The sequence below is a fragment of the Desulfovibrio sp. JC022 genome, assembly GCF_010470665.1.
Taxonomy (GTDB): domain Bacteria; phylum Desulfobacterota; class Desulfovibrionia; order Desulfovibrionales; family Desulfovibrionaceae; genus Maridesulfovibrio.
Genome location: NZ_VOPZ01000010.1, coordinates 146,690 through 168,047, shown reverse-complemented (window position 1 = coordinate 168,047; position 21,358 = coordinate 146,690). Strand labels below are relative to the sequence as shown.

19 protein-coding genes are annotated in these 21,358 nt (G+C 50.4%); 7 read left to right on the top strand and 12 right to left on the bottom strand.

Annotation, left to right across the window (positions count from 1 at the left end; genetic code table 11):
* Window positions 1-121 precede the first annotated feature (121 nt).
* On the bottom strand, window positions 122-1,366 hold the full coding sequence (locus FMS18_RS16955; protein ID WP_163295866.1) for a BPL-N domain-containing protein: 1,245 nt from the start codon (window positions 1,364-1,366) through the stop codon (window positions 122-124).
* A 230-nt stretch (window positions 1,367-1,596) separates the two neighbouring features.
* On the opposite strand from FMS18_RS16955, the gene FMS18_RS16950 reads away from it, so the two are divergent.
* The 3 genes from FMS18_RS16950 (at window position 1,597) to purN (ending at window position 6,803) form a co-directional block, all read left to right on the top strand.
* Window positions 1,597-4,251: a valine--tRNA ligase gene (locus FMS18_RS16950; RefSeq protein ID WP_163295865.1), complete on the top strand. Its 2,655-nt coding sequence runs from the start codon at window positions 1,597-1,599 to the stop codon at window positions 4,249-4,251.
* Window positions 4,252-4,483: 232 nt separating this feature from the next.
* Window positions 4,484-5,998, top strand: a complete 1,515-nt coding sequence (gene cobA / locus FMS18_RS16945; RefSeq protein WP_163295864.1) for a uroporphyrinogen-III C-methyltransferase — start codon at window positions 4,484-4,486, stop codon at window positions 5,996-5,998.
* 130 nt (window positions 5,999-6,128) lie between these two features.
* A complete protein-coding gene (gene purN / locus FMS18_RS16940; protein WP_163295863.1) occupies window positions 6,129-6,803 on the top strand; it encodes a phosphoribosylglycinamide formyltransferase in 675 nt (224 codons plus the stop codon).
* A 54-nt stretch (window positions 6,804-6,857) separates the two neighbouring features.
* Here the strand turns inward: purN and FMS18_RS16935 are convergent, their stop codons facing one another.
* The 4 genes from FMS18_RS16935 to FMS18_RS16920 form a co-directional block, all read right to left on the bottom strand.
* On the bottom strand, window positions 6,858-7,766 hold the full coding sequence (locus FMS18_RS16935) for a phosphotransferase (RefSeq protein WP_163295862.1): 909 nt from the start codon (window positions 7,764-7,766) through the stop codon (window positions 6,858-6,860).
* A gap of 271 nt (window positions 7,767-8,037) precedes the next feature.
* A complete protein-coding gene (gene amrA, locus FMS18_RS16930; RefSeq protein WP_163295861.1) occupies window positions 8,038-8,592 on the bottom strand; it encodes an AmmeMemoRadiSam system protein A in 555 nt (184 codons plus the stop codon).
* Window positions 8,593-8,604: 12 nt separating this feature from the next.
* The gene (locus FMS18_RS16925) at window positions 8,605-8,850 is read right to left on the bottom strand and encodes a cysteine-rich small domain-containing protein (RefSeq protein ID WP_163295860.1); all 246 of its coding nucleotides are present in this window, start codon (window positions 8,848-8,850) and stop codon (window positions 8,605-8,607) included.
* A gap of 140 nt (window positions 8,851-8,990) precedes the next feature.
* A complete protein-coding gene (locus tag FMS18_RS16920; protein ID WP_163295859.1) occupies window positions 8,991-11,132 on the bottom strand; it encodes a SpoIIE family protein phosphatase in 2,142 nt (713 codons plus the stop codon).
* Window positions 11,133-11,459: 327 nt separating this feature from the next.
* Here FMS18_RS16920 and FMS18_RS16915 point away from each other — a divergent pair, with 327 nt between their 5' ends.
* From FMS18_RS16915 to FMS18_RS16905, 3 genes are all read left to right on the top strand, one after another.
* Entirely contained in the window at window positions 11,460-11,720 is a 261-nt protein-coding gene (locus FMS18_RS16915; RefSeq protein WP_163295858.1) for a hypothetical protein, read from the top strand.
* Between the two features lie 94 nt (window positions 11,721-11,814).
* A complete protein-coding gene (locus FMS18_RS16910; RefSeq protein WP_163295857.1) occupies window positions 11,815-12,708 on the top strand; it encodes a mechanosensitive ion channel family protein in 894 nt (297 codons plus the stop codon).
* 15 nt (window positions 12,709-12,723) lie between these two features.
* Window positions 12,724-13,431, top strand: a complete 708-nt coding sequence (locus FMS18_RS16905; protein ID WP_203544681.1) for a hypothetical protein — start codon at window positions 12,724-12,726, stop codon at window positions 13,429-13,431.
* A 46-nt stretch (window positions 13,432-13,477) separates the two neighbouring features.
* On the opposite strand, the gene FMS18_RS16900 is transcribed toward FMS18_RS16905, so the two are convergent.
* The 5 genes from FMS18_RS16900 to cbiE all read right to left on the bottom strand — a co-directional run bounded on the left by FMS18_RS16900 (window position 13,478) and on the right by cbiE (window position 18,666).
* Entirely contained in the window at window positions 13,478-14,416 is a 939-nt protein-coding gene (locus FMS18_RS16900) for a GGDEF domain-containing protein (RefSeq protein ID WP_163295856.1), read from the bottom strand.
* Window positions 14,417-14,534: 118 nt separating this feature from the next.
* On the bottom strand, window positions 14,535-14,933 hold the full coding sequence (locus FMS18_RS16895) for a secondary thiamine-phosphate synthase enzyme YjbQ (protein WP_163295855.1): 399 nt from the start codon (window positions 14,931-14,933) through the stop codon (window positions 14,535-14,537).
* The gene (locus tag FMS18_RS16890; protein ID WP_163295854.1) at window positions 14,933-16,591 is read right to left on the bottom strand and encodes a diguanylate cyclase; all 1,659 of its coding nucleotides are present in this window, start codon (window positions 16,589-16,591) and stop codon (window positions 14,933-14,935) included. Before FMS18_RS16890 ends, FMS18_RS16895 begins: the two co-directional genes overlap by 1 nt.
* Before the next feature lie 79 nt (window positions 16,592-16,670).
* On the bottom strand, window positions 16,671-17,429 hold the full coding sequence (cobM, locus tag FMS18_RS16885) for a precorrin-4 C(11)-methyltransferase (protein WP_163295853.1): 759 nt from the start codon (window positions 17,427-17,429) through the stop codon (window positions 16,671-16,673).
* 4 nt (window positions 17,430-17,433) lie between these two features.
* The gene (cbiE, locus tag FMS18_RS16880) at window positions 17,434-18,666 is read right to left on the bottom strand and encodes a precorrin-6y C5,15-methyltransferase (decarboxylating) subunit CbiE (protein ID WP_163295852.1); all 1,233 of its coding nucleotides are present in this window, start codon (window positions 18,664-18,666) and stop codon (window positions 17,434-17,436) included.
* A gap of 130 nt (window positions 18,667-18,796) precedes the next feature.
* Here cbiE and FMS18_RS16875 point away from each other — a divergent pair, with 130 nt between their 5' ends.
* On the top strand, window positions 18,797-19,069 hold the full coding sequence (locus tag FMS18_RS16875) for a hypothetical protein (RefSeq protein WP_163295851.1): 273 nt from the start codon (window positions 18,797-18,799) through the stop codon (window positions 19,067-19,069).
* Here FMS18_RS16875 and cbiD read toward each other — a convergent pair.
* Both cbiD and dinB read right to left on the bottom strand, forming a co-directional pair.
* Window positions 19,060-20,175, bottom strand: coding sequence for a cobalt-precorrin-5B (C(1))-methyltransferase CbiD (gene cbiD / locus FMS18_RS16870; protein ID WP_163295850.1), 1,116 nt, complete (start codon window positions 20,173-20,175; stop codon window positions 19,060-19,062). The genes FMS18_RS16875 and cbiD overlap by 10 nt on opposite strands.
* Window positions 20,168-21,337, bottom strand: a complete 1,170-nt coding sequence (gene dinB, locus FMS18_RS16865; RefSeq protein ID WP_163295849.1) for a DNA polymerase IV — start codon at window positions 21,335-21,337, stop codon at window positions 20,168-20,170. Before dinB ends, cbiD begins: the two co-directional genes overlap by 8 nt.
* Between the last annotated feature and the right edge of the window lie 21 nt (window positions 21,338-21,358).

The following is a 21,358-nucleotide window of genomic DNA, read 5'->3' as shown; positions in this document are numbered from 1 at the left end:
CCGTGTATGCGGCGTTTGCCGTTGTGCCGGAATTGGAAAAAATAATTATATGCAAATCAACTCTATATTAGATTACGGTAATGTTCAAATATTACTGATAGGTGCTTATTCGGCATTTTGTTTATTCTGCTTTATGCATTACCCAGACTAATTCTTCCAATATGGAAAGAAGCTTTGCGTATATTCCACCAGCTCCGGGAGGAGGACCGAAAAGTCCGTTGCGCTGCTCCTGCAATGCCTTGGGAAAGATCGTATCCGGTTCAAGAGTGCGCATAGTCATAGCAAAACGTTCCGCTAATAAATATCCGGTTACTCCTTCCTCAAAGACCTCCATGTATTTCATAAATTCATCTTTGCAGGAGTTCCATTGTTTAATGGAAGCATCATCAGGCTCATGTGATGTTACTTTACAGATAAGTGCATATAAGCTGTTTAGAGCTGCTCCGGGGATTCCCCGTCTCCAGCCCAGCAGCCATGGGTTGCGCCAGAAAAGCAGAAAGTGGCCCTGTCCGGTGGCGATGATTTTTTCAATGGATTTGCGTACAGCGACAAGGTCCGGGTCATTCCATTTTGTGGGAGTATCAGCCAGCTCCCATGCCGGGAGAGTCGGTCGGTTTTGTGCTTCCTGCCCTAACATGTGGTCCAGGATGTGTGAGAGCCATATGTTGGCCTCGGCTGAGGCCGGGGTTTCAAGATGCGGATAGCTGAGGATGAAATTACCTTTCCCGGTTTGCCCGGTAATAACCGCAGGACGGTTATGCAGGAATCCAGGCAAAAGCGAAATCCCGTACATGTTGCGCCAATCGTTGAGGGTTCCTTCAGGGAGGGAACTGATGCACAGGTCGGCGACCCAGAAGTCATTGCCCGGTTCGCGGTAACGGCCCAGTGCACTGGTTGAGTCGCACTTGCTGGGAGAAAACTGCCCCGGCCACCAGACCGGAATCAGTGCGCTTTCTCCAAGGCTGTCCGGGACCAGCGGACTGGACTGGTCCAGCTTAACATTGATGTGTCCGCTTAAAAAATGATGCAGCCTGTTTTCGAATCCTTTGCGATGCCAGCAGCTTAAGCCTAAGCCTCCGGCATCGGAAAGCCCGAGTCCCGCGCCGCCGCAAAAACCGAGATAGTTGCCGCCTTCACCGACATATTTTTGGATTTCAAGGATTCCCGGTCCGCCCAGATGCATGGCTTTGCCTTTTGCCCAGCCACCGGGAACGATAAGTGCTGCCGGAGGCTTGCCTGAAAGCAGTCCTTGCGCTATTTGATGCCCACGCACTAATTCGTGGTCGATGTTCCATGCTTCGAGGGCTCTTTTGATCAGCAGCCCCCAGATGTGGGAGTCATCCCATAGTATATAGATACTTGACATGTTCGTGTCTCTTTATAAGTGTGTGTAGCGCAAGTTGACGAGGCGAGTGTTTTGCTTCTGACCCCTGTCCCGTAAATACACGGAAAATCAGGGCAGGCAAAGCACATCTTTTTCAAAAAATATTATTATGAAACCAACTTAGCAATCCTATGCGCATCGGGAAGCCGGATTACGGTGACCCGCTACGTATCTTTTTGCTTAAGAATTTATATTTAGACAGGAGTCCTTACATGGCGGAATCAAACCTCCCCAAAGGTTATGAACCTTGGGATGTAGAAAAAAAGTGGCTTGACCACTGGGAAGAAAATAAAACTTTCACCCCCGATCCCGAAGCAGACGGCGATCCTTACTCTATCGTGATTCCGCCGCCCAACGTTACCGGTGTGCTGCATATGGGCCATGCCCTGAACCTCACCCTTCAGGATATCCTCTGCCGCTACCAGCGCCAGCAGGGCAAGAACGTTCTCTGGGTTCCCGGCACCGACCACGCGGGTATCGCCACCCAGAACGTTGTTGAGCGTCAGCTGAAGACCGAAGGCAAGACCCGTGACGATCTCGGCCGTGAAAAATTTATCGAGCGCGTCTGGGAATGGAAGGAAGAAAAGGGCGGTCACATCCTCAAGCAGATCCGCCGCATGGGCGCATCCGTTGACTGGGATCGCGAATGTTTCACCTTTGACGAGCAGCGCGCCAAGGCTGTCCGCAAGGTTTTCGTAAAGCTTTACGAAGAAGGCCTCATTTACAAGGGCAACTACATCATCAACTGGTGTAACCGCTGCCATACCGCGCTTGCTGACGATGAAGTGGAACATTCCCCCAAACCGGGCCATTTCTACAACATCAAGTACAAACTTTCCGACGGCTCCGGCGAACTGATCATTGCCACCACCCGTCCCGAAACCATGCTCGGCGATACCGCCATCTGCGTTAACCCCGAAGATGACCGCTTCAAGCACCTCATCGGCAAGACCGCCATCCTGCCCATCGTAGGCCGCGAGCTGCCCATCATCGGTGATTCCTACGTAGACATGGAATTCGGTACCGGTGCCCTGAAAGTTACCCCCGCCCACGACATGAATGACTGGGAACTGGGCCGCAAACACAACCTCGAAGTTCTTTCCGTGTTTGATGAAGACGGCAACATCAATGAGAACGGTCCTGAAAAATACCGTGGCATGTTCAAGGATGATCTGCGCAAGGTAATCGTCGAGGACCTCAAGGCTGAAGGTTACCTCATTTCCATCGAGGACCATGAGCATTCCGTTGGTGAGTGTTACCGCTGTAAGTCCGTCATCGAACCGCATGTTTCTGAACAGTGGTTTGTGGCCATGAAGCCGCTGGCTGAAAAAGCCCGCGCCGCTGTGCCTTCCGAAACCAAGATTTTCCCCAACAACTGGGAAAAGGTATACTACGAGTGGCTGGACAACATCCGCGACTGGTGTATCTCCCGTCAGATCTGGTGGGGACACCGCATCCCGGCTTGGACCTGTGAAGAATGCGGAGAACTTATTGTTTCCAATGACGATCCCACCAAATGTTCCAAGTGCGGTTCTTCCAAGCTTATTCAGGAAGAAGACGTTTTGGATACCTGGTTTTCTTCCGCTCTCTGGCCTTTCTCCACACTGGGCTGGCCTGATGAGACTCCTGAACTGGCCAAGTATTACCCCACATCTGTGCTGATCACCGGGTTTGACATCCTGTTTTTCTGGGTTGCACGCATGATGATGATGGGTATCCATTTTCAGGATCAAATTCCTTTCCATCATGTTTACATCCACGCCCTTGTGCGTGATGAGCATGGCAAGAAGATGTCCAAGTCCACCGGAAACGTTATTGATCCGCTGGAAATGTCCGACAAGTACGGTACTGACGCCCTGCGTTTCACCCTGACTTCTTTTGCTGCCATGGGCCGCGATATCAAGCTTTCCGAGCAGCGCATTGACGGTTACCGCAACTTTGTTAACAAAATCTGGAACTCCGCACGTTTCGCGCTCATGAACCTCGACGGCAAGAAACCCGAAGCATCTCTCGATGATGCAACAGGCCTCGCCAACGAGTGGATTCTGCACCGCCTTGAAGAAGTTAAGGACACCATGCGTGAGGCAGTGGAAGCCTACCGCTTCAACGAAGTGGCCCAGACCATGTACAGATTTATCTGGAACGAGTTCTGCGACTGGTATCTGGAAATGATTAAGCCGGACCTTTACAGCGACGATGCTACCCGCAAGGACGCAACTCTCAAGGTACTCTGGACCGTTCTTTCTGAGACCATGGTCCTGCTGCACCCGACCATGCCTTTTGTAACTCAGGAAATCTGGTCCGTACTGCCCGGCATTGAGAACGGCGACATTGCAACTGTTGCCTACCCCGAAAAGCGCGACAACTGCCGCAATGAAAAAGCCATCGAAGATATGGAACTTTTTCAGGGTCTTGTTTCCGCTGTACGTAACATCCGTACCGAGCTGATCATTGCTCCTTCCAAGAAGCTGGAGCTCATCGTACGCACTGTCGATGACAAGTCTGCCGCGCTGATCAATGACAACATTGATCTGTTCAAGGCTCTGGCCCGTCTGGACAGCGTAACCGCAGGTCCTGACGCAGAAGGTCCCAGCGCATCCGGTACCGCAGTTGTACAGGGTAACGAACTCTTTGTACCGTTGGCAGGCGCAGTGGATTTCGAGTCCGAGCTTGCCCGTCTGGACAAGGAATTCGCCAAGCTGGACAAAGATCTCACAGTGATAGAAAAGAAACTCTCCAACAAAGGCTTTGTCAGCAACGCTCCCGCAGCAGTTGTTGAGAAGGAAAAAGCCCGTCTGGAAGAGATCAACGATAAGAAAGCAAAGCTGACCGAGCTGAAAGATCGTCTCGTCAGTGTCATGGAATAGTTTATAGCCTCCGGCGGCCCTGCCGGGGGCCTTAAACCCTTTTCCAAAAGGGTTTAAGAATCCCAAAACGTTTTAGTAAGGCTTCGCCGTTGCTAGCAGCGAAGCTTAATGAAAGTTTTAGGAGAGTCCAGAGAACCCTTTTCCAAAAGGGTTCTTTGGCCGCCGGAGGCGAAATCCTTTCGTCAAAACGCGAAGCGTATCAAAATTGCCTTTAACTAGAGAGGGTGGATATATGGGTTTGGTATACTTGATTGGTGCGGGTCCCGGTGATCCCGGTCTGCTGACTGTTAAAGCTAAGGAAGTGCTGGAAACCGCAGATGTACTTATCTACGACTATCTGGCAAATATCGAATTTCTGAACTACTGCAAATCTGATTGCGAGATTTTGTACGTAGGTAAAAAAGGCGGCGACCACACCCTGCCGCAGGATAAAATCAACGAGCTTATCGTTGAAAAAGCCAACGAAGGCAAAGTAATTGCCCGTCTCAAAGGCGGCGATCCCTATGTTTTCGGTCGCGGCGGCGAAGAAGCTGAAGAGCTGGTCGAAGCCGGAATCGACTTTGAAGTCATTCCCGGTATCACCGCAGGTGTTGCTGCTCCTGCTTACGCGGGTATCCCGGTGACCCACCGCGATTTCACCACCTCCGTATGCTTCATTACCGGACACGAAGATCCCACCAAGGAAAAGACCGGTCATAACTGGGCTGTGTACGCCAAATCCACCAGCACCCTCGTTTTCTACATGGGCGTGAAAAATCTGCCCATGATCGCGGAGAACCTGATCAAGAATGGTCGCGATCCCGAAACCCCGGTCGCTCTTGTGCGTTGGGGGACCCGCTGTAACCAGCAGTCTTTCGTTTCCACACTTGAAAATGTTGCTGAGGAAGCAAAAGAGCGCAAGTTCAAAGCTCCATCCATCATTGTTGTTGGCGGTGTCTGCTCCCTGCACGATAAGCTGGCATGGTTTGAGAAAAAGCCCCTGCTCGGCAAGGGCGTGGTTGTTACCCGCGCCCGTGAACAGGCCAGCGGCCTTGTTTCCACTCTCGGCAAACTCGGTGCCTGCGTACACGAGTTCCCGACCATCAACATCGAACCTGTTGCCGACTACTCCGACGTTCAGGCTGAGATCAAAGGTCTGTCCAGTTGGGATTGGCTGATCTTCACTTCCGTGAACGGTGTAAAACATTTCTTCAAGCAGATGGACGAAGCAGGTCTCGACGCCCGCGCTTTTGCCGGAATCGAAATCGCCGCCATCGGACCCGCCACTGCTGACGCGTTGGTCGAAAAAGGCATCAAGCCTGATTTCGTACCTGAGAAGTACGTTGCCGAGGGCGTGGTTGCCGGACTGCTCGAAAAGGGCATCAAAGGCAAGAAGGTGCTCATCCCGCGCGCCAAGATCGCCCGCGAAGTGCTGCCCGAAGAGCTGCGCAAGGCCGGAGCAGAAGTTAAGATCCTGCCCGTCTACGAGACCGGACTTTCCGAGAACGATCCCGGTCCCATTGCCGAGGCTCTCGAAGCCGGAAAGATCGATTACCTGACTTTCACCAGCTCCAGCACAGTTGAAAACTTCTTCAACCTCATTGAGCCGGAAGTTTTCCACAAATACAAAGAGAGTGTGAAAATCGCTTGCATCGGACCCATCACCGCCAAGACCCTCGAAGGGTTCGGTTATGAGCCGGATATCCAGCCCGAAGATTACACCATCCCCGCACTGGTCGATGTACTGGTGCAGGAAGCTTCTGAGTAATTACCAAAAGGAGGACCTACGAGGTCCTCCTTTTTTTATGCCTCCGGCGGCTTAAACCCTTTTGCAAAAGAGTTTAAGAATCCCAAAACCTTTTATTAGGGCTTCGCCTCTTGTTCTCATGGAGAGTGACTTGAGTTTACCTATTGCTGTTCTTATTTCAGGTGGTGGATCTAATCTGCAATCCATTATTGAAAAAATGGAAGATAACATTCTTGATGTTGATATCAGGATGGTTCTTTCCAATAAAGCTGATGCTTACGGTTTGAAACGGGCTGAAGCTTACGGCATCCCTACTGCGGCTTTGAGCCATAAGGATTTCGGTTCTCGTGAGGAATTTGATGCCGAGATGGTGCGTATTCTTAAAGATGCCGGAGTCGAAGCCGTGATCATGGCCGGATTCATGCGCATTATTACTCCGGTATTTCTGAATGCCTTCCCCGGTAAGATTATCAATATCCATCCGGCGATTCTGCCCAGTTTTCCCGGTGTGGACGGGCAGGGCGATGCCGCCAAATACGGCGTGCAACTGGCCGGTTGTACCGTCCATTTTGTGGATGAAAAAATGGACCACGGGGCGGTGGTCATTCAGGCCGCAGTCCCCGCTTACCCCGGTGAAGATGAAGATGAGTTGCGCAAGCGTATCCTCAAGCAGGAACACCGTATTTTGCCGCAGGCTGTGCAATGGCTGGCAACAGGGCGTTTATCTGCCACGGACCGTTTTGTGAAACTGGCTGAAGCTGATATTGAGCTGGCGAAGACGAACGGATTTAGTCTGGTTAATCCGCCGCTGGAAAAAGGTTTTTAAAAAAAATTAAGGGATCATTTTCGTGGCGTCAGGAAAATGATCCCAGTAGAAAAATTACCCCATTACCGCCAATAGCAGCTCCATAAATTCTAATTCCATCTCAATCATCTCATGATCCTTTTTGCGCAGCCATTCGGAAAGCCATGCAAAGCGCAGGGCTGGAATATAGGCGGGCAGTGATTCATAACTGTCGTCGCTGATATCGGTGTTATCGTAAAGCCCGTCCATGAAGGCCGGGATTAAGCCTTCACCCAGTGCGCCGGGATTTTCAAAAGCCACACAGCCGATCATGTTGGCTACGTCATAGATTTCAGGGCGCATACCGGAAAATTCCCAGTCGATTACTGCGCCAACTTTTTTACCTTTCCAAAGTACGTTCAGGGGATGGAAATCGCCGTGGCAGAAAGCTTTGGGCAATTGCGGGAATTGCTCCATCTTTGGGAACAGGCGTGCGCAGATCGGCTCGAGGCGTTTGTAAACAGTAGGCTCCCGTTCTTTAACGGTCTCGACCAGCTTGCGGGCATACTCGATCAGCGCAAAGGATTGATCCTGTCCCTGCATTTCTTTACCCTTTGTATGCTCACGCAACTGTGTAATGAATTTCGCTAGCTCCGTGCCTCTCTCGGCATCAAAAACATATTCCGGGCGTGGCAGTTCGTCTGACGCATAAAAGGGCGAGAGCTGCCACGGGAGGCCCATTACCTCTGCGATAACCTGCCCATCTTTGGTTTCCTGATAGGGAAGCAGCCAGTCCATGCCTGATTTCTGCAAAGTCAGCAGATTCTCAGCAATGGCGGAACGTTTATTCACCTGTGTTCCGGCAATACGCTCCATGAGCCAAAGTCTGTTTTCAGTATCTTCAATTACAGAGCGTGAGATCGTTCGCTCCGTGCTACCGGGAATATTCTTATCATTATGGCGTTCGAGGGTTTCAAGTCCCCAAGGAGAGAGGGCGTCTATCATGTTTTGCCTCCGGCGGCCCTGCCGGGGGCCTTAAACCCTTTTGGAAAAGGGTTTAAGAATCCCAAAACTTTTTATTAGGGCTTCGCCATTTAGTATTAAAAAATATGCTTATGTATAAATAACGTCATTTTAAGTGGGAAAATGTGCTGTCCGTTACAGCAAAAGAAGCTGTCTCCAGCGGCGAAGCCATATTAAAAGGTTTTGAAGGGATGGGGTCTGGGGAAGGGAAACTCTTGCAAGAGTTTCCCTTCCCCAGCCGCCGGAGGCATCTTTAAAATACTTCAGCTTCGAACCAGAAAATATTGGTTGCCGGGTCTTGCCATGCATCCGGTTCCATGCCTGCTTTCTGGCAGGTCTGGGCTAGAAATTGTTCACGATCCCACTTCCAGTCCACGGCGACTTGCGGCAAAAGAAGCCCGGTTTGCTGTCCGCGTTGCATGATCAGGCCGTGCCGCCCGATTTTGATCTTATCTGTATCGGGACAAAGGCTGATGGGGCTGAGGATGGATATTTCAATCTCGATTTCCCCGAATTCTTCCATAGACAGCGGCGGGAAACGCGGATCTTCAAAAGCGGCGGCGCGGGCCATCTTCCAGATGGTTTTGTAGAGCGGCCCGGTTCCCTGTACATTTCCGATACAACCGCGCAGATGTCCGCCCTTGTTCAGGGTCACAAAGGCCCCGTAGTTCTCACGCAGGTGCTCGGTTACAGGTTCGGGAGTAGGTTCCTCCTGTTTGTTCAGTCTGCACATGATGGACTTGTGGACGAGGCTTTTTAGATAATCTTTTTCTTCCTGGGTAAGGGCGAAGGTAAAATTTTCTGACATGGGGAACTCCGGCTAACGCTCGTTTGCTTCTTTAAGTTTTTTGATGATGTAATCGTAACCTTCGGGCCGATGCGGAATCTTACAGTCTGTGCAGTCCTTAACGCCCTTGGCAGTTGTTTTAAAGCGTCCGCCGCAATCCTCCACAAGGTAGAGCGGACAGAAACAGAACAGGCAGTTGAAGGATGTTTCGTCGCTGACCTGATGGCAGGGGAAATAGCGACAATCTATGTTCCTGAAAAAACGATGACTGTTTTCCATATTTATTCCTTAAAGTTCGCGTATGGTTTTTCAAACGAAGTGGCGAAGCCCTAATAAAAAAGTTTGGGAATTCTTAAACCCTTTTCAAAGGGTTTAAGCCGCCGGAGGCGAAATCTTTTTATCAAACGCGCGATAGCGCATCATGATTTGTTTTTGTTAAATTCGTTAACTTTGATGATGACCAGAGTGATGTCGTCTTCCTGTTCCATACCGTCCTGAAACTTGTAGACTTCGGCAATGATCTCCTGCTGGATTTCAGCGGCACTGCGCTGGGCATTGGCGAATATGATCCGGTCTAGACGGTCGCGTCCGAACATTTCATCTTTGGTGTTGCGGGCCTCCCAGATACCGTCTGTGCCGATGAAGATGATCTCTCCTTCGTTTATTTCAATATCAAATTCATCGTACTTGCTTTCATCAAAAATACCCAGAGCCAGCATCGGCGATCCCATGAGGTCGCGTTTTTCTCCGCTGGCAGGATTGTAGATGGTTGCCGGGTCATGTCCAGCGCGCACGTATGTGCCTTTGGAGTTATCCGGGGAGAGTTCAAGACAGAACAGGGTCATGAATCTTCCGGTATCGCCGATGTCCGAACAGAGCAGCTTGTTGACCTCGTCAATGCGGTTGGCCAGCGGCTCCATGTGCCCGGAAGTATGTTTCAGGTGCGCACGCCCGGTGGTCATGAGCAGGGCTGCGGAAACCCCGTGCCCGGTGACATCTCCGAGGAGGATTCCGGTTCCCCCGTTGATGGGCGGGGTGTAGAAATCGAAATAATCGCCTCCGGTTTCATCGCAGGAAATACTGATACCGGAGATATCCAGCCCGTTGATCTGCGGCGGCTCTTCCGGAAGCAGGCTGGTATGAACTTCCTGCGCCAGCTCAAGGGATTTGCTGATGCGCAGATGGTCCTGCAATTTGGGAATCATGTGGTTGAAGGCATTGGCAAGGGTTTCCCGTTCATCCCCGGTTCTGACATCAACGTGTACTGAAAGGTCACCTTCGGATATTTTTTCGGCAGCGTCAGTCATTATCAGCAGCGGTTTAATCACTTTACGGCTACCCACAAAGGCTACCAGTCCGATGGTGATCAAGGTGAAAAATGAGGCCGCCCCGACTGCCACGTAAAGGTCTTTGCTCAGGGTAAGGGCCTGTCTGGCGGCTCGGTCCGGAACTCTGGTGATAACTTTTTCCGGTGTGATCAGCACGTAGCTGCCATCGCCACGAAAGGGAGCGAAGGCCCAGACCGATTTAACTCCGTTGTAGGGCATCCGCATGACCCCGGATTTACTTTTGGAGATAGAGCTGATCAGCTTGTCCTGTGAATCCTTGTCGGCTGATTGCAGATAGCGGACTTCGTTTGGTAGTCCGGTCTTCCATGAAATATTGGTTTCTTTGTGTCCCGCCTCGGCCCAGATGCGCAGCTCGACTCCGTTATTTGTGTTGACCGGACCGACCACAAAGGCCTGAATCGCGCTTGACCATTGGGAGGTCAGGTCTTCCTTGCGCAACAGTTCCACCAACTGGATATCAATGGCGGCTACACCGATGATGTTTCCATCACGGTCCCGGAGGGGCTTGGAAAGGGTGTAGACCTGTTGCCCGGTGCTGGCGTCAATGAATTTATCCCAGACAATGGAGCCTTGCTTAACCGCTTCAGTAAACCATTCCCTTTTTCGGGGATCATAGTTGGGCGGGTAGTTGCCGTGGCCGGGGTAGGCCATGTGCAGCCCGGAATTAAGGGTTATGTAGATTCGGTGCAGGGCGGTTCCGGCTTCATTGAAAAAAGATTTGAAATCAGGCTTGAGCAGGCAGAGCCGGACAAGATCAGGACTCTCTTTCAGGTGTTCCTTTCCTTCCGGGCAGAAAAAAACAGGTTCTTCCAGACTCACCGATGAGGGATTTTTCCGGCCTTTTTCACTGAGTACGAAATACTGCGGGGATGGCCCGAAATCGGCCGGCTGACGTCCTTCAGTGTTGAAGTCCTCGGCGAAGTATACTTTCGGTGGAGTTCCCACCGGGTCATTAAGCACATCTTCGGCTTCGGCCCCTATGGCTTTAAGGGCAAACTCCAGCGATACCGCCTGTTGCTGTACCAGTTTGGCTGAGTCTTTGGCGGACTGATGCATTTCATCCGTCAGGATTTTGATCATGTCCGCGCGCAGGTTGTCTGATTGGATCTGGCCAAGTTCCTGAATTCCCTGCCTGCTGATGACGGAAACCACCAGCAGGGGGATAAGGCTGAATATCAGCAGCAGGGCGAAAAGTTTTATACGTATGCTCATTTTTATTTAGGAGTAGTCTATGTCAGTGGAAGACGTTGATTTTACGATGTCTATACGACTTTGTGCTGTCCTGCTCACGGTTTGCTCCGTTGTGGATATTGACGGTCAATAATTAAAAAAGCGGAAACATGTCGCTTGCACATGTTTATAGTGCTATACTGTAAATGACTTCCGCAATTATTACCGCTTGTTTTGCTTTGCATTGTAGCTGCTTTATTGCCGGACGGCAACGAAGGATTGGAAATTGCATCAGTACTTGTACGGGGAATGGATATGCCGGAAATCCGGCATTCATGAACAGGATCAAGAACACTTCGGGGGTGGCATATGAACACCGCATTGCTGGAAGAACTGCTCAGGAAGAAGGCCGAGCGTCTGCAAAACCGTGGCTTGACTGTAGCCGAGGCCCTGGATCGCGCCGGGGATGATATTTTCAACTGTCTTGCCGGAAGCGGCGGACATGGGTCGCGTTTTTGTTTGCGCATGGTTTTGAACGGTGCCAAAAAGCGGCTCAGTCCGGAGAGTTGCGGCTGTTCAGTTTCGGAGGGGGACAAAAGACAGCCCATAAACAGGTGTGTGGGGATGTAGGGACTTTTGTCCGGGGAGAACTTTTGGTTATCTCCCGGTGAGAGCATGTGTATATCTGTTTACGGTATCGGATATTGTGGTTAAAGGGTGAGGCATGCTTACTGAAATCGATCCGTACATCTACGTCGCTTGCATAACCGCAGTTGCCGCGATCATCTATATCTGGATAAGTTACCGTGTCACACGTTTCAGAAAGAGTCGTGTTGATCGCATTGAAAAGCTGATCAAGAAAGATCCTGAAACCACTGCGGCCATTCCTACTGACGTTCTGACTGATAAGGAAGAGCGGCAGGAACGAAAGGACATGGTCAAAGGCGTTAAGACCCGGTTTACGGTCATACGCCGCACATTAATACTTTTTCTCGTGATGATCTGGATACTGGCGATGGTCATGCCTTTTGTAGGGCAGCTTCCCAGTACGATGATTTCGATACTGATCGCTATCTCAACAGCGGTGGTAGGTATCGCGGCCCGTCCTCTGGTGGAAAACATGATCTCGGGTATCGTCATTTCATTTTCAAAGCAGCTCAGGGTCGGTGATACTCTGGTGGTTGACGGTCAGTACGGTACTGTCGAGGATATTTCCATTACCCACACAAAGATCAAGACATGGGACTGGAAACGTTACATTATTCCTAACAGTCGTATGTTGAACAAAGAATTTTCCAATCTGACCCTCAATGACAGTCTGCAATGGTCTTACATTGAATTTTCAGTTTCATATGATGCGGATATTGATGAGATCAGAGATATTGCCATTGATGTGGCCTCCCGGAGTGAACATCATAACGAATTGGACACCCCGCAATTCTGGATACGGAGCATGGACAGGGAGAGTGTTGTTTGTTGGGTGGCTGCTTGGGCCGATTCTCCTGCCGAGGCGTGGAGCCTGAAAAGTGATGTCTCCATGCGATTGATCAGAGTTTTTAAAGAGAAAGGAATCACAACCCATATGTCACAGGTCAATCTTACAAAAGAACAGGGTTAAGGCGATAACAGGATTATGAATAAAATTTCCATGAAAAGATCGGACTATATCACTCTCTGCGTTATTGCATTGTTGCTTATCTGGGTTGCCTGCCAGCCGCATCCTATAGAAACATTTAAGCTCTACACTAAAGAGCATGGCTATATTTTAAGCTTTTTAAAATTCGCTATTCTGGCTACTTTCGGGGAATGCGTTGCTCTGCGCATTGTGGATGGACGTTATTGGCGGCCCGGATTCGGTCTTATTGCCAGAGCGGTCATGTGGGGATTCATCGGACTGTTTATAAAGGCCTGTTTCGCTGTCTTTGCCGTAGGCTCTCCGGCTGTGCTTACTTCCCTCGGCCTGAATGTTAGTGCAGATGACGGTTTTTTTGCTTCTCTGCTCATCTCGTTCATTACCAGCGTCATGCTCAACACCGTCTTTGCTCCGGTGCTCATGATTCTGCACAAAATTTACGACGACCACATTCAGGTTCATCAGGGGCGCATAAGTTCCTTGATAGCTCCGGTGGATGTTGCAGCCAGACTCTCAGCCATTGACTGGGACAGCATGTGGGGATTCGTCTTGAAAAAAACCATTCCCATCTTCTGGATTCCCGCGCATACAATAACCTTCATGCTGCCGCCGGACCTGCGGATCATCTTTGCCGCTCTTCTCGGCGGGGCACTCGGGGTTATTCTGGCTTTTGCCAGCTTGAAGGGGCGGGCGGCTCGTTCTTCCTGATATCTGCTTTTACGCGCGTTGTCCGTTTGTGCTCGGCTGACAGAAATTACATTTCTCCGTATACGGCCCTGTTTCGTCCGTTGTCTTTTGCCATATATAGTGCCCGGTCGGCTCGTTCGGTCAGACTTTCCCTGCTGTCTTCTCCGTTAAAAGAACCGATGCCTATGGAGCAGGTGACGGTCCCGACCGGTGTATAGTAGTGTCCGGCAATAATTTTACGTATTTTTTCTGCCAGCAGAATGGCCTTCTCGTTTCCTGTTTCAGGGGCAATAATCAGAAATTCTTCTCCGCTCCATCGACCGATGGTGTCTGTTTTGCGCAGGTTGTTTTTCAATAGTTGTGCTGTTTGCTGAAGAACCATGTCCCCGATATCATGGCCGAAATTGTCGTTAATATTCTTGAACCTGTCCAGATCGAGCAGCAGAATGGAGAAGGAATTGCCGTGCCGCTGCGCCTTGCTTATTTCGTAATTGAACATCTCATCCAGCTTGATTCTGTTCGCTAGCCCGGTGAGTTTGTCGATGCTTGAAAGGCTTTCCAGTTCGTTGATGCGAGTCTCGTAGTCTAAGATAAGCTTTGAAATATATTTTTCAAGAAATATGATAATCAGTGCTGCAAGGATGATCCCTAGAAGAGAAATGGAAATGGTCATTTTCAACTGAGACCTGTATGTCCCCTTTGTTATGCCAGCATCTTCTTTGATGATCTTATCCACTTTATCGAGGTGTAGTTCTGTGGCTGTTGCCCTGTTGTGTGGTTCGTTCAAGGCAATTGCCTCGCGTAGAAATCGTTTTTTCTCCACAATCAGATTTTCTGAGATCTGCGTATTTTTATCTGCCAGTTCCCGGTAGAGGTCTTGCGTATATATATTGGAAAGAATAACCGCCAATATTGCGATACCTGCCAGTGAAGCAAAACAAAAAAGTCTCCGTATGAAATGGCTATTGAATTGTCTTTCGGTTTTGGGGGACTTTTTCTCAGACATTATGGAGATCCTGTACTAAGCTTTAAGGTTGTTATTTTTAGTCTATGTCTTTTGCTGGAATGTGGCGTAAGACGGGCAAAAGAGCAACCAAAATTATTACCTTTTTTGTCGCTTATAATTAACTTGCTCCCAACCACTGCGCCCAAAGCTTTCTGCTTCGCGGCCCGTCAAACTCACAGAAAAAGATACGCTGCCATGTGCCGAGCATGACATCTCCGTTCTCAACGATGAGCATCTGTTCCGGCCCGAACATACTGGTTTTGATGTGGGCATCGGAGTTACCTTCCATGTGCCGGTAGTCCCCTTGATGGGGCACCAGTTTGCGCATGTTCACGGTGATGTCGCGGACAACGTCCGGGTCTGCTCCTTCGTTGACTGTTATTGCACCTGTGGTGTGCGGGCAGTAGAGCAGCAGCGCGCCGGACTGCCAGCCGTTGTCTCTGATCAGCTTGCGCACTGATTCAGTTATGTCGATCATTTCTTCGCGGCTGTTAGTTCTGATCTGTAAAGTTTCCACTAATTATCTCCTTTTGGGGAGTCGGTAAGTTTATTATGCGGTTCGGCTATGCATATTTTATTACGCCCGGTATTTTTGGCATCGTAAAGGGCAGTGTCCGCCCGGGCCAGCATGTCTTCATAGGCATCCGCCCCGAACTTGATATCTGTGGCGTAATGGGCCACTCCAATAGAAATGGTGCAGGCTAGAGGCTGTGCTTCGTTATTGAACGTGCGGGCCTCTATGCCCTGACGCAATCTTTCGGCGAGGATTTTCCCGGAATCAATGTCGGAACCCGGTGCTACAACCACGAATTCTTCCCCGCCGTAACGGGCTATGATATCCGAGGTGCGCACAATTTCCTGAAATGATCTGCTCATTTGTTGGAGCACAACATCTCCCATAGTATGCCCGTATGTGTCATTGATAACTTTAAAATGGTCAATATCCATGATCATAAGCGAGCAGGGTTGCCTTGCCCGAATGGCTATATCCACCAATCTTGCCCCTTCCTTCATCAAGTAGCGTCGGTTGGGCAGTCCGGTAAGTTGGTCGGTTACCGCTGATTTTTGCAATTCCTGCACTGTACTGTCCACTTTTTCCTGCATGGAGCAGAAGACTTCCATTAGTTGTTTTATTTCATCTGGAGGCGAAGGCATATTCGCCTCGGCACATTTACAGTCGAATTTTCCCAAGGTCATCTGGCGGGCAACATTATTGAGTTGCAGTAAAGGAATACTTATGGAGCGGATCAGCCTGACTGCAAAAGGGGTCAGGACCAGCAGAGTCAGAGCCGCTCCGCTGAAAGCTGTCAACATGAAGGAATAGAGCGGGTTCAGGGCTTCGTTGTAATCAATTTCAGAGACCAGAAGCCATCTGCCGTCTCTGATCCACTGACTGGCACCCAGAACTTTTGCTCCCCGGTAATCAAGGTATGGTCCTTGATGTTGGCTGCCTGTAAGGGCGGCTTCAAATCCTTTGGTGCTGGTTTTGATCTCCAGAATAGCAGTGTTCTTTATTCTGCCTTCCGTTTTCAGCTGTGTTGCGTAGCGGGATTCTGTGAGCATATATCCATCGCGGTTGAGGATATATGTCTCTCCGGTGTCGCCGAATCTGAGATTCTTCATCAGCTTGTCTATGGCTGTCAGCCGTGAACCCAGAATAACAACTCCGCCGAAACTCCCGTCTTCCATGGTTACGGGATGCGAGAAAATAATTATGGGGTTCCCGGAGCCGCGCCCGGTCAGGACTTTGGTTACATGCGCTTTCCCGGCTCGGCCCTTAATATAATATTCCCGGTCGGAGACATCAATGAGCGGCCCGGCCGGATGTTTTCCTGCAATGCCATCCTTTCCGACCAAAATCACTATGGATATGTCATCATGGGTGTCATCGAATTTTTGCAGAATTGGGCTGATCCGTTTCAGGTCTCCACTACGCAGTGCCTCTGTCTCGGCAAGGAATTTTACATTGTTCTGTCGTTCGCGGAACCATTCCTCAATGACTGTTTTGTGAGAGGTAACCTGTTCAGCCAGCTCCTTTTTCGCGGCTTTGAAGATGGCTGATTTGATGAAGAAAAGGAGCATTATACAGATAAAAATAAGGGGCACTCCGACCATGAAGAAAGAGTAGCATTTGATCCGACTGCTGATAGTTTTTGGAACGAAAAGATTATGCATTAACAGCACTCCTGCATTAGTAATCTTTGAAAATAAGAGATTACCATTATAGTCGCAGGAGTGCTATTCTTTTGAGTGCTTATGTGTCTTCTTTGCGGAACATATGGCTGAATCCTGAATCATAAAGCAGGGATTCGCTGTCATTGTCCTTACCGGGCAGGATCATGAAAATGGTTTGCCGTTTGAAATCGTTCTGTTCTGCTGTTTCAGCCAGATTTTCAAGGGTGGTCGGTACGGACTTTTCTTCGGGCCAGCCGATACGGTAGCCGAGGATGACCGGGGTGGCCGGTTCCATGCCCCCGGCTAGAAGCTGTTCCTGAATGCCCATGGGGTTTCCCGCTGAAAGATAAATAGCCATGGCGGAATTATGGGCGGCCAGTTTTTGCAAACTTTCGGATTCAGGCACCGGGGTTCTCCCGGCCATGCGGGTCAGGATTAGGGTCTGGGTTCCTCCGGGAACGGTGAAGGATGCGCCGGACGCTGCCGCTGCTGCACAGGCTGAAGTTACACCGGGAATGACCTCATATTCGATGTCCGTTGCTTGCAGTAACCGGGCTTGCTCCTGCACTGCTCCGTAAAGCGCGGGGTCACCGGTATGCACGCGGGCCACGATTTCACCCTTGGCTGTATATTCCTGCATGATGCGGTCTGTTTCTTCCAGAGACATGGAGGCTGAGTTTTCAATGCGAGCATCTTCGCGTGCTTCGGCAATGACAGCTTCAGGAACCAGTGATCCGGCATAGAGAACCAGCCCGGCTTCGCGGATGATGCGCTGCCCTTTTACGGTGATCAGTTCCGGGTCGCCCGGCCCGGCTCCGATAAAATATACTTTACCCATTATATTATCCTTCGGGCTTGTCGGCCCAGAGTATGGTTACCGGATTGTGCGCCTTGTAGCGGATGTCCCCGGCCAGTTTATCTGAAGTTGAGGCCTGAATCTGCATGGACTGCCAGTTCCAGCCCAGTTCTTCGAACAGGTCGCGGCTGCGCTGGATGCTGCCCATGAGGATGGCGTGGACCACCAGTCTGCCGCCCGGTTTAAGGCGTTTGGCTGCTTCGCGGATAACCGAGTCATCACGCCCGATGCCCCCGCCCATGAAAATACGTTCCGGGTCCGGGAGTTCAGCCAGGGCTTGCGGCATTGTTCCGCAGGTCGGCTCAACGGACCAAGCTTTGAATCTGCGGATATTTTCTTTGATCATTTCAACCCGCTCGGGCTTCTGCTCAATTGCAAAAAAACGTGAACCAGTGGTGATGAAAGAAGCATCAATGGCAACCGAGCCGCAGCCCGCGCCGAGGTCCCAGACAGTCTGGTTCGGCCTGATATCCAGCAGTGCGATTCCGGTGGAACGGACCGGGAGCTTGGTGATCAATCCCTTCTCCCTTGTGAATGAATCGTCTTCACGCCCGAAGATTTTGGTGCTGCTTTCTTTGTTGTCCACAGTAAGGATGACGATGTTCAGGTCCGCGCAGGTGAAATTCAGGAAAGATTCCGGCCTGCCTCGGGTGATTTTCTCTTCGGGGGTGCCAAGCCGGGCCAGCACGACCATGAAGTAATTATCAACCCCTTTTTCTAGCAGCCGCTTGGCAATGGCTTGCGGGGTATTGGTTTGATCCGTGTAGACGGCGCAATCTTTCTTGCGCTGCATGGCTCCGAAAAGTGGGGAAAAGTCGTTTCTTCCATGCAGGGAAATAATTTCAAAATCTTTCCAGCTACATCCCAATCTTGCCGCTCCGAGCTGAATTGTGGATAGCGAGGGCGTGATCGTTACGTTTTCTTCACCCAGCATGGGAATAAGGGACTGGGCAATGCCGAAGAGCAGTGGGTCGCCATCAGCCAGCAAGACTACTTTTTTACCCTTGGCGAGTAATTTTTCAAGAGTCTTTGCATATTCCTTTACCGGGGAACTGAAGGGGATCTTTTCTCCTTTGAACTTTGGAAATGCTTCCAGCAGCCTTTTTCCTCCGCTGAGTATATCGGCTTTGGAAATGTTTTCTGCTGCCTTTTGCGACGGCTCAAGGCTGCCCGGATGGAGTCCGATTATTTGCAGAGGATGTATCATGTTATGTTTCATACAATGTATTGCTTGGATATTAAAGGAAGATTTCAATCCTGAATTTTATTTCAATATTAGTTACCAAAAAAATAAGAATCTGTTATTATGATTTTGACCCCTTCCATGCTTTTTGCGGAGGTGATGAGATATGAAAAGGTTAATTGCCATAGCTCTTTTGGTCGGCTCCATTCTTACTGCTTTCTACGGATTCTCCCTCACCGCTCCCATGCTGGCCGGAAAAACCATGTCCGATGTTAATGACATTATGGGCAACATGCGTATCGAGTACGAGGTGAACAATTATACAGCCGGTACAGAGAATCGCTGTACACCCTTTTATGTGGTGTCTTTACTTGCCGGTGCCGTGGGAATCTACGTACTCTATACCCTCAGTGACCATGACGAAGAAGATTATTTCTGATTTTCGGGGGAATAGATCATTTTGCCCTCAAAATCAAAAAGGACGTACTTTATTGCTACCTCCGAGTTCCCGCTGAATCCACAGGCACTTTCGCGTGCTTTACGGACCAGCATGCGGATGAAAGCTTCGCGTGATTCTTCGGGGACCATTTCATATATATGCCGGGCCGTTATCGCGGCCCGGTTTTTTTCTGTCAATTCCTCTGGCATGCCCAGTTCCGCGCACCAATCGGCCAGAAGGTCAAAATCAATGGCCCAGTCTTTGGCGTGGGTGTAGGGAAAACCCATGGCGTGTTTGACCACCTTACCGATGAAAATGGACCAACGTACCGTGCGCATTTCTTTCAGTCTGGCCTGTTGCATGGAAAATTTAAAAAAATCAGCAGCCTGCACCACACCGATGGGCGGGGTTTCGGGGAATTGTTCCAGATAGAACTGCTCACTGCGCCTTCCGGTTGTGAATACTATTTCATCCAGACCACTGGCTCGGGCCACGTTTAAAGACTGGGCGATTGATGCTTTCCACGAAGCATGACTAAAGGGGCGCACAATTCCTTGGGTGCCCAGTATGGAGATTCCTCCCAGAATGCCCAGCCGGGCATTCATGGTTTCATTGGCGATTGTTTCGCCCTGCGGCACTTCAATGGTGATTCTAATTAGTCCTGCGAAATCCGGCGTCACTTCGTTGGTCTCCTTGATGACTCCGGAAATGATCTGTTTGCGGGGCACGGGATTGATGGCAGCTTCGCCAACAGGGACAGGCAGTCCCGGCAGGGTTACCCGGCCAACGCCAATGCCGCCTTCAACTTCAACTCGCAGGGTTTCGGCTTCGCTTATTTCCACCAGCGCATGAATTTCATGCCCGTGGGTGGCGTCCGGGTCGTCTCCGCCGTCTTTAATGACCACACCGCGTGCGCACTTACCTTCTTTTTCCACCCGTGCAATAGGAATGTTCAAGGTCCCTTTGACCGGAAGAGGAATTTCAATTTGTTCCGGCGTGTCATCGCTAAACAAAACCCGGATAGCAGCCATGGCTGCTGCGGTTGCTGAAGATCCGGTGGTATAGCCCTCGCGGAGCTGTTCTTTACTCAGATCTCTTTTACTCATCTTCCAGCAGCCTCCCTTTGGTGAGGATATCCTTACCGAATTTAAGGCGTACCTGATCCATGGCTTTGTCCAGCTGGTCCAGTTTTTTATTTTTGCGAGGCTTTTCAGGATCATCCAGCAGGGATAGCTGCCTGTTGCGTTCTTCGAAATTGGAAATGCCGACCCCAATCAGTCGTATTTTGCCGATTGGCAGCTCCGCATCCAGTATTTGGCATGCTGTTTTGTAGATTGTTCCACCATGGGAGGTGCGTGAATCAAGGGTCCGGCTGCGGGTGATCTGGCGGAAATCGGGAAATTTGATTTTCAGGGTGATGGTCCGGCCTTTGACCCCATGTTTTCTAATATCTGCTGCAATGCGTTCGGACTGCTTGAGCAGCAGGGTTTTCAGGGTATGGATATCTGAAACATCCTTGCCGAAGGTGTTCTCCGCGCTGGATGATTTCATGGCCCCACCTTTGGTCACCGGGGTGGGGTCAATTCCTGCGCCTTTATCGTAGAGGACGGGACCACGCTCCCCAAAATGTTCTCTCCAAAATTCCGGGGGGTAGCGGCGAAGGTCGGCAGCATAAGTGATGCCGTAGGAGCGCAGTCGGGGCAGGGCTTTTTTGCCTACACCGGGAATTTTTTCCACCGGCAGGGTTTTCAGAAAAACCTGCACCTGCTCAGCTTCGATGATGGAGATGCCATCCGGTTTGTTGAGGTCGGAGGCTATTTTGGCCAGAAATTTAACCGGGGCAATGCCTACTGATGCAGTCAGCCCGGTGGCTTTCTGGATATCGGCTTTGATGGATTGGGCAATTTGCAGCGGGGTGCCGAACAGCTTTTCCGTTCCGGTGATATCGATGTAGGCTTCGTCAATGGATGCTTTTTCCACAACCGGAGAGTAGTTGGATAGTACTTCCATGACTTTGCGCGAAATTTCCTTGTACCGATGTCTGCTTCCTGAAACCACCTGTAATTGCGGGCAGAGTTTCAGGGCCTGATGCACGGGCATGGCTGAGCGGACCCCGAATTTACGCGCTTCGTAAGAGGCCGCGCTTAGGACCGAACGTTCGTGCAGGGAGCCGACGCCCACTGGTTTTCCGCGCAGGGCCGGGTTGTCCAGTTGTTCCACGGACGCGAAAAAGGCGTCCATGTCTATGTGCATGATGTACTTCTGCATTGAGTTGCCCGTTTTGGAGTA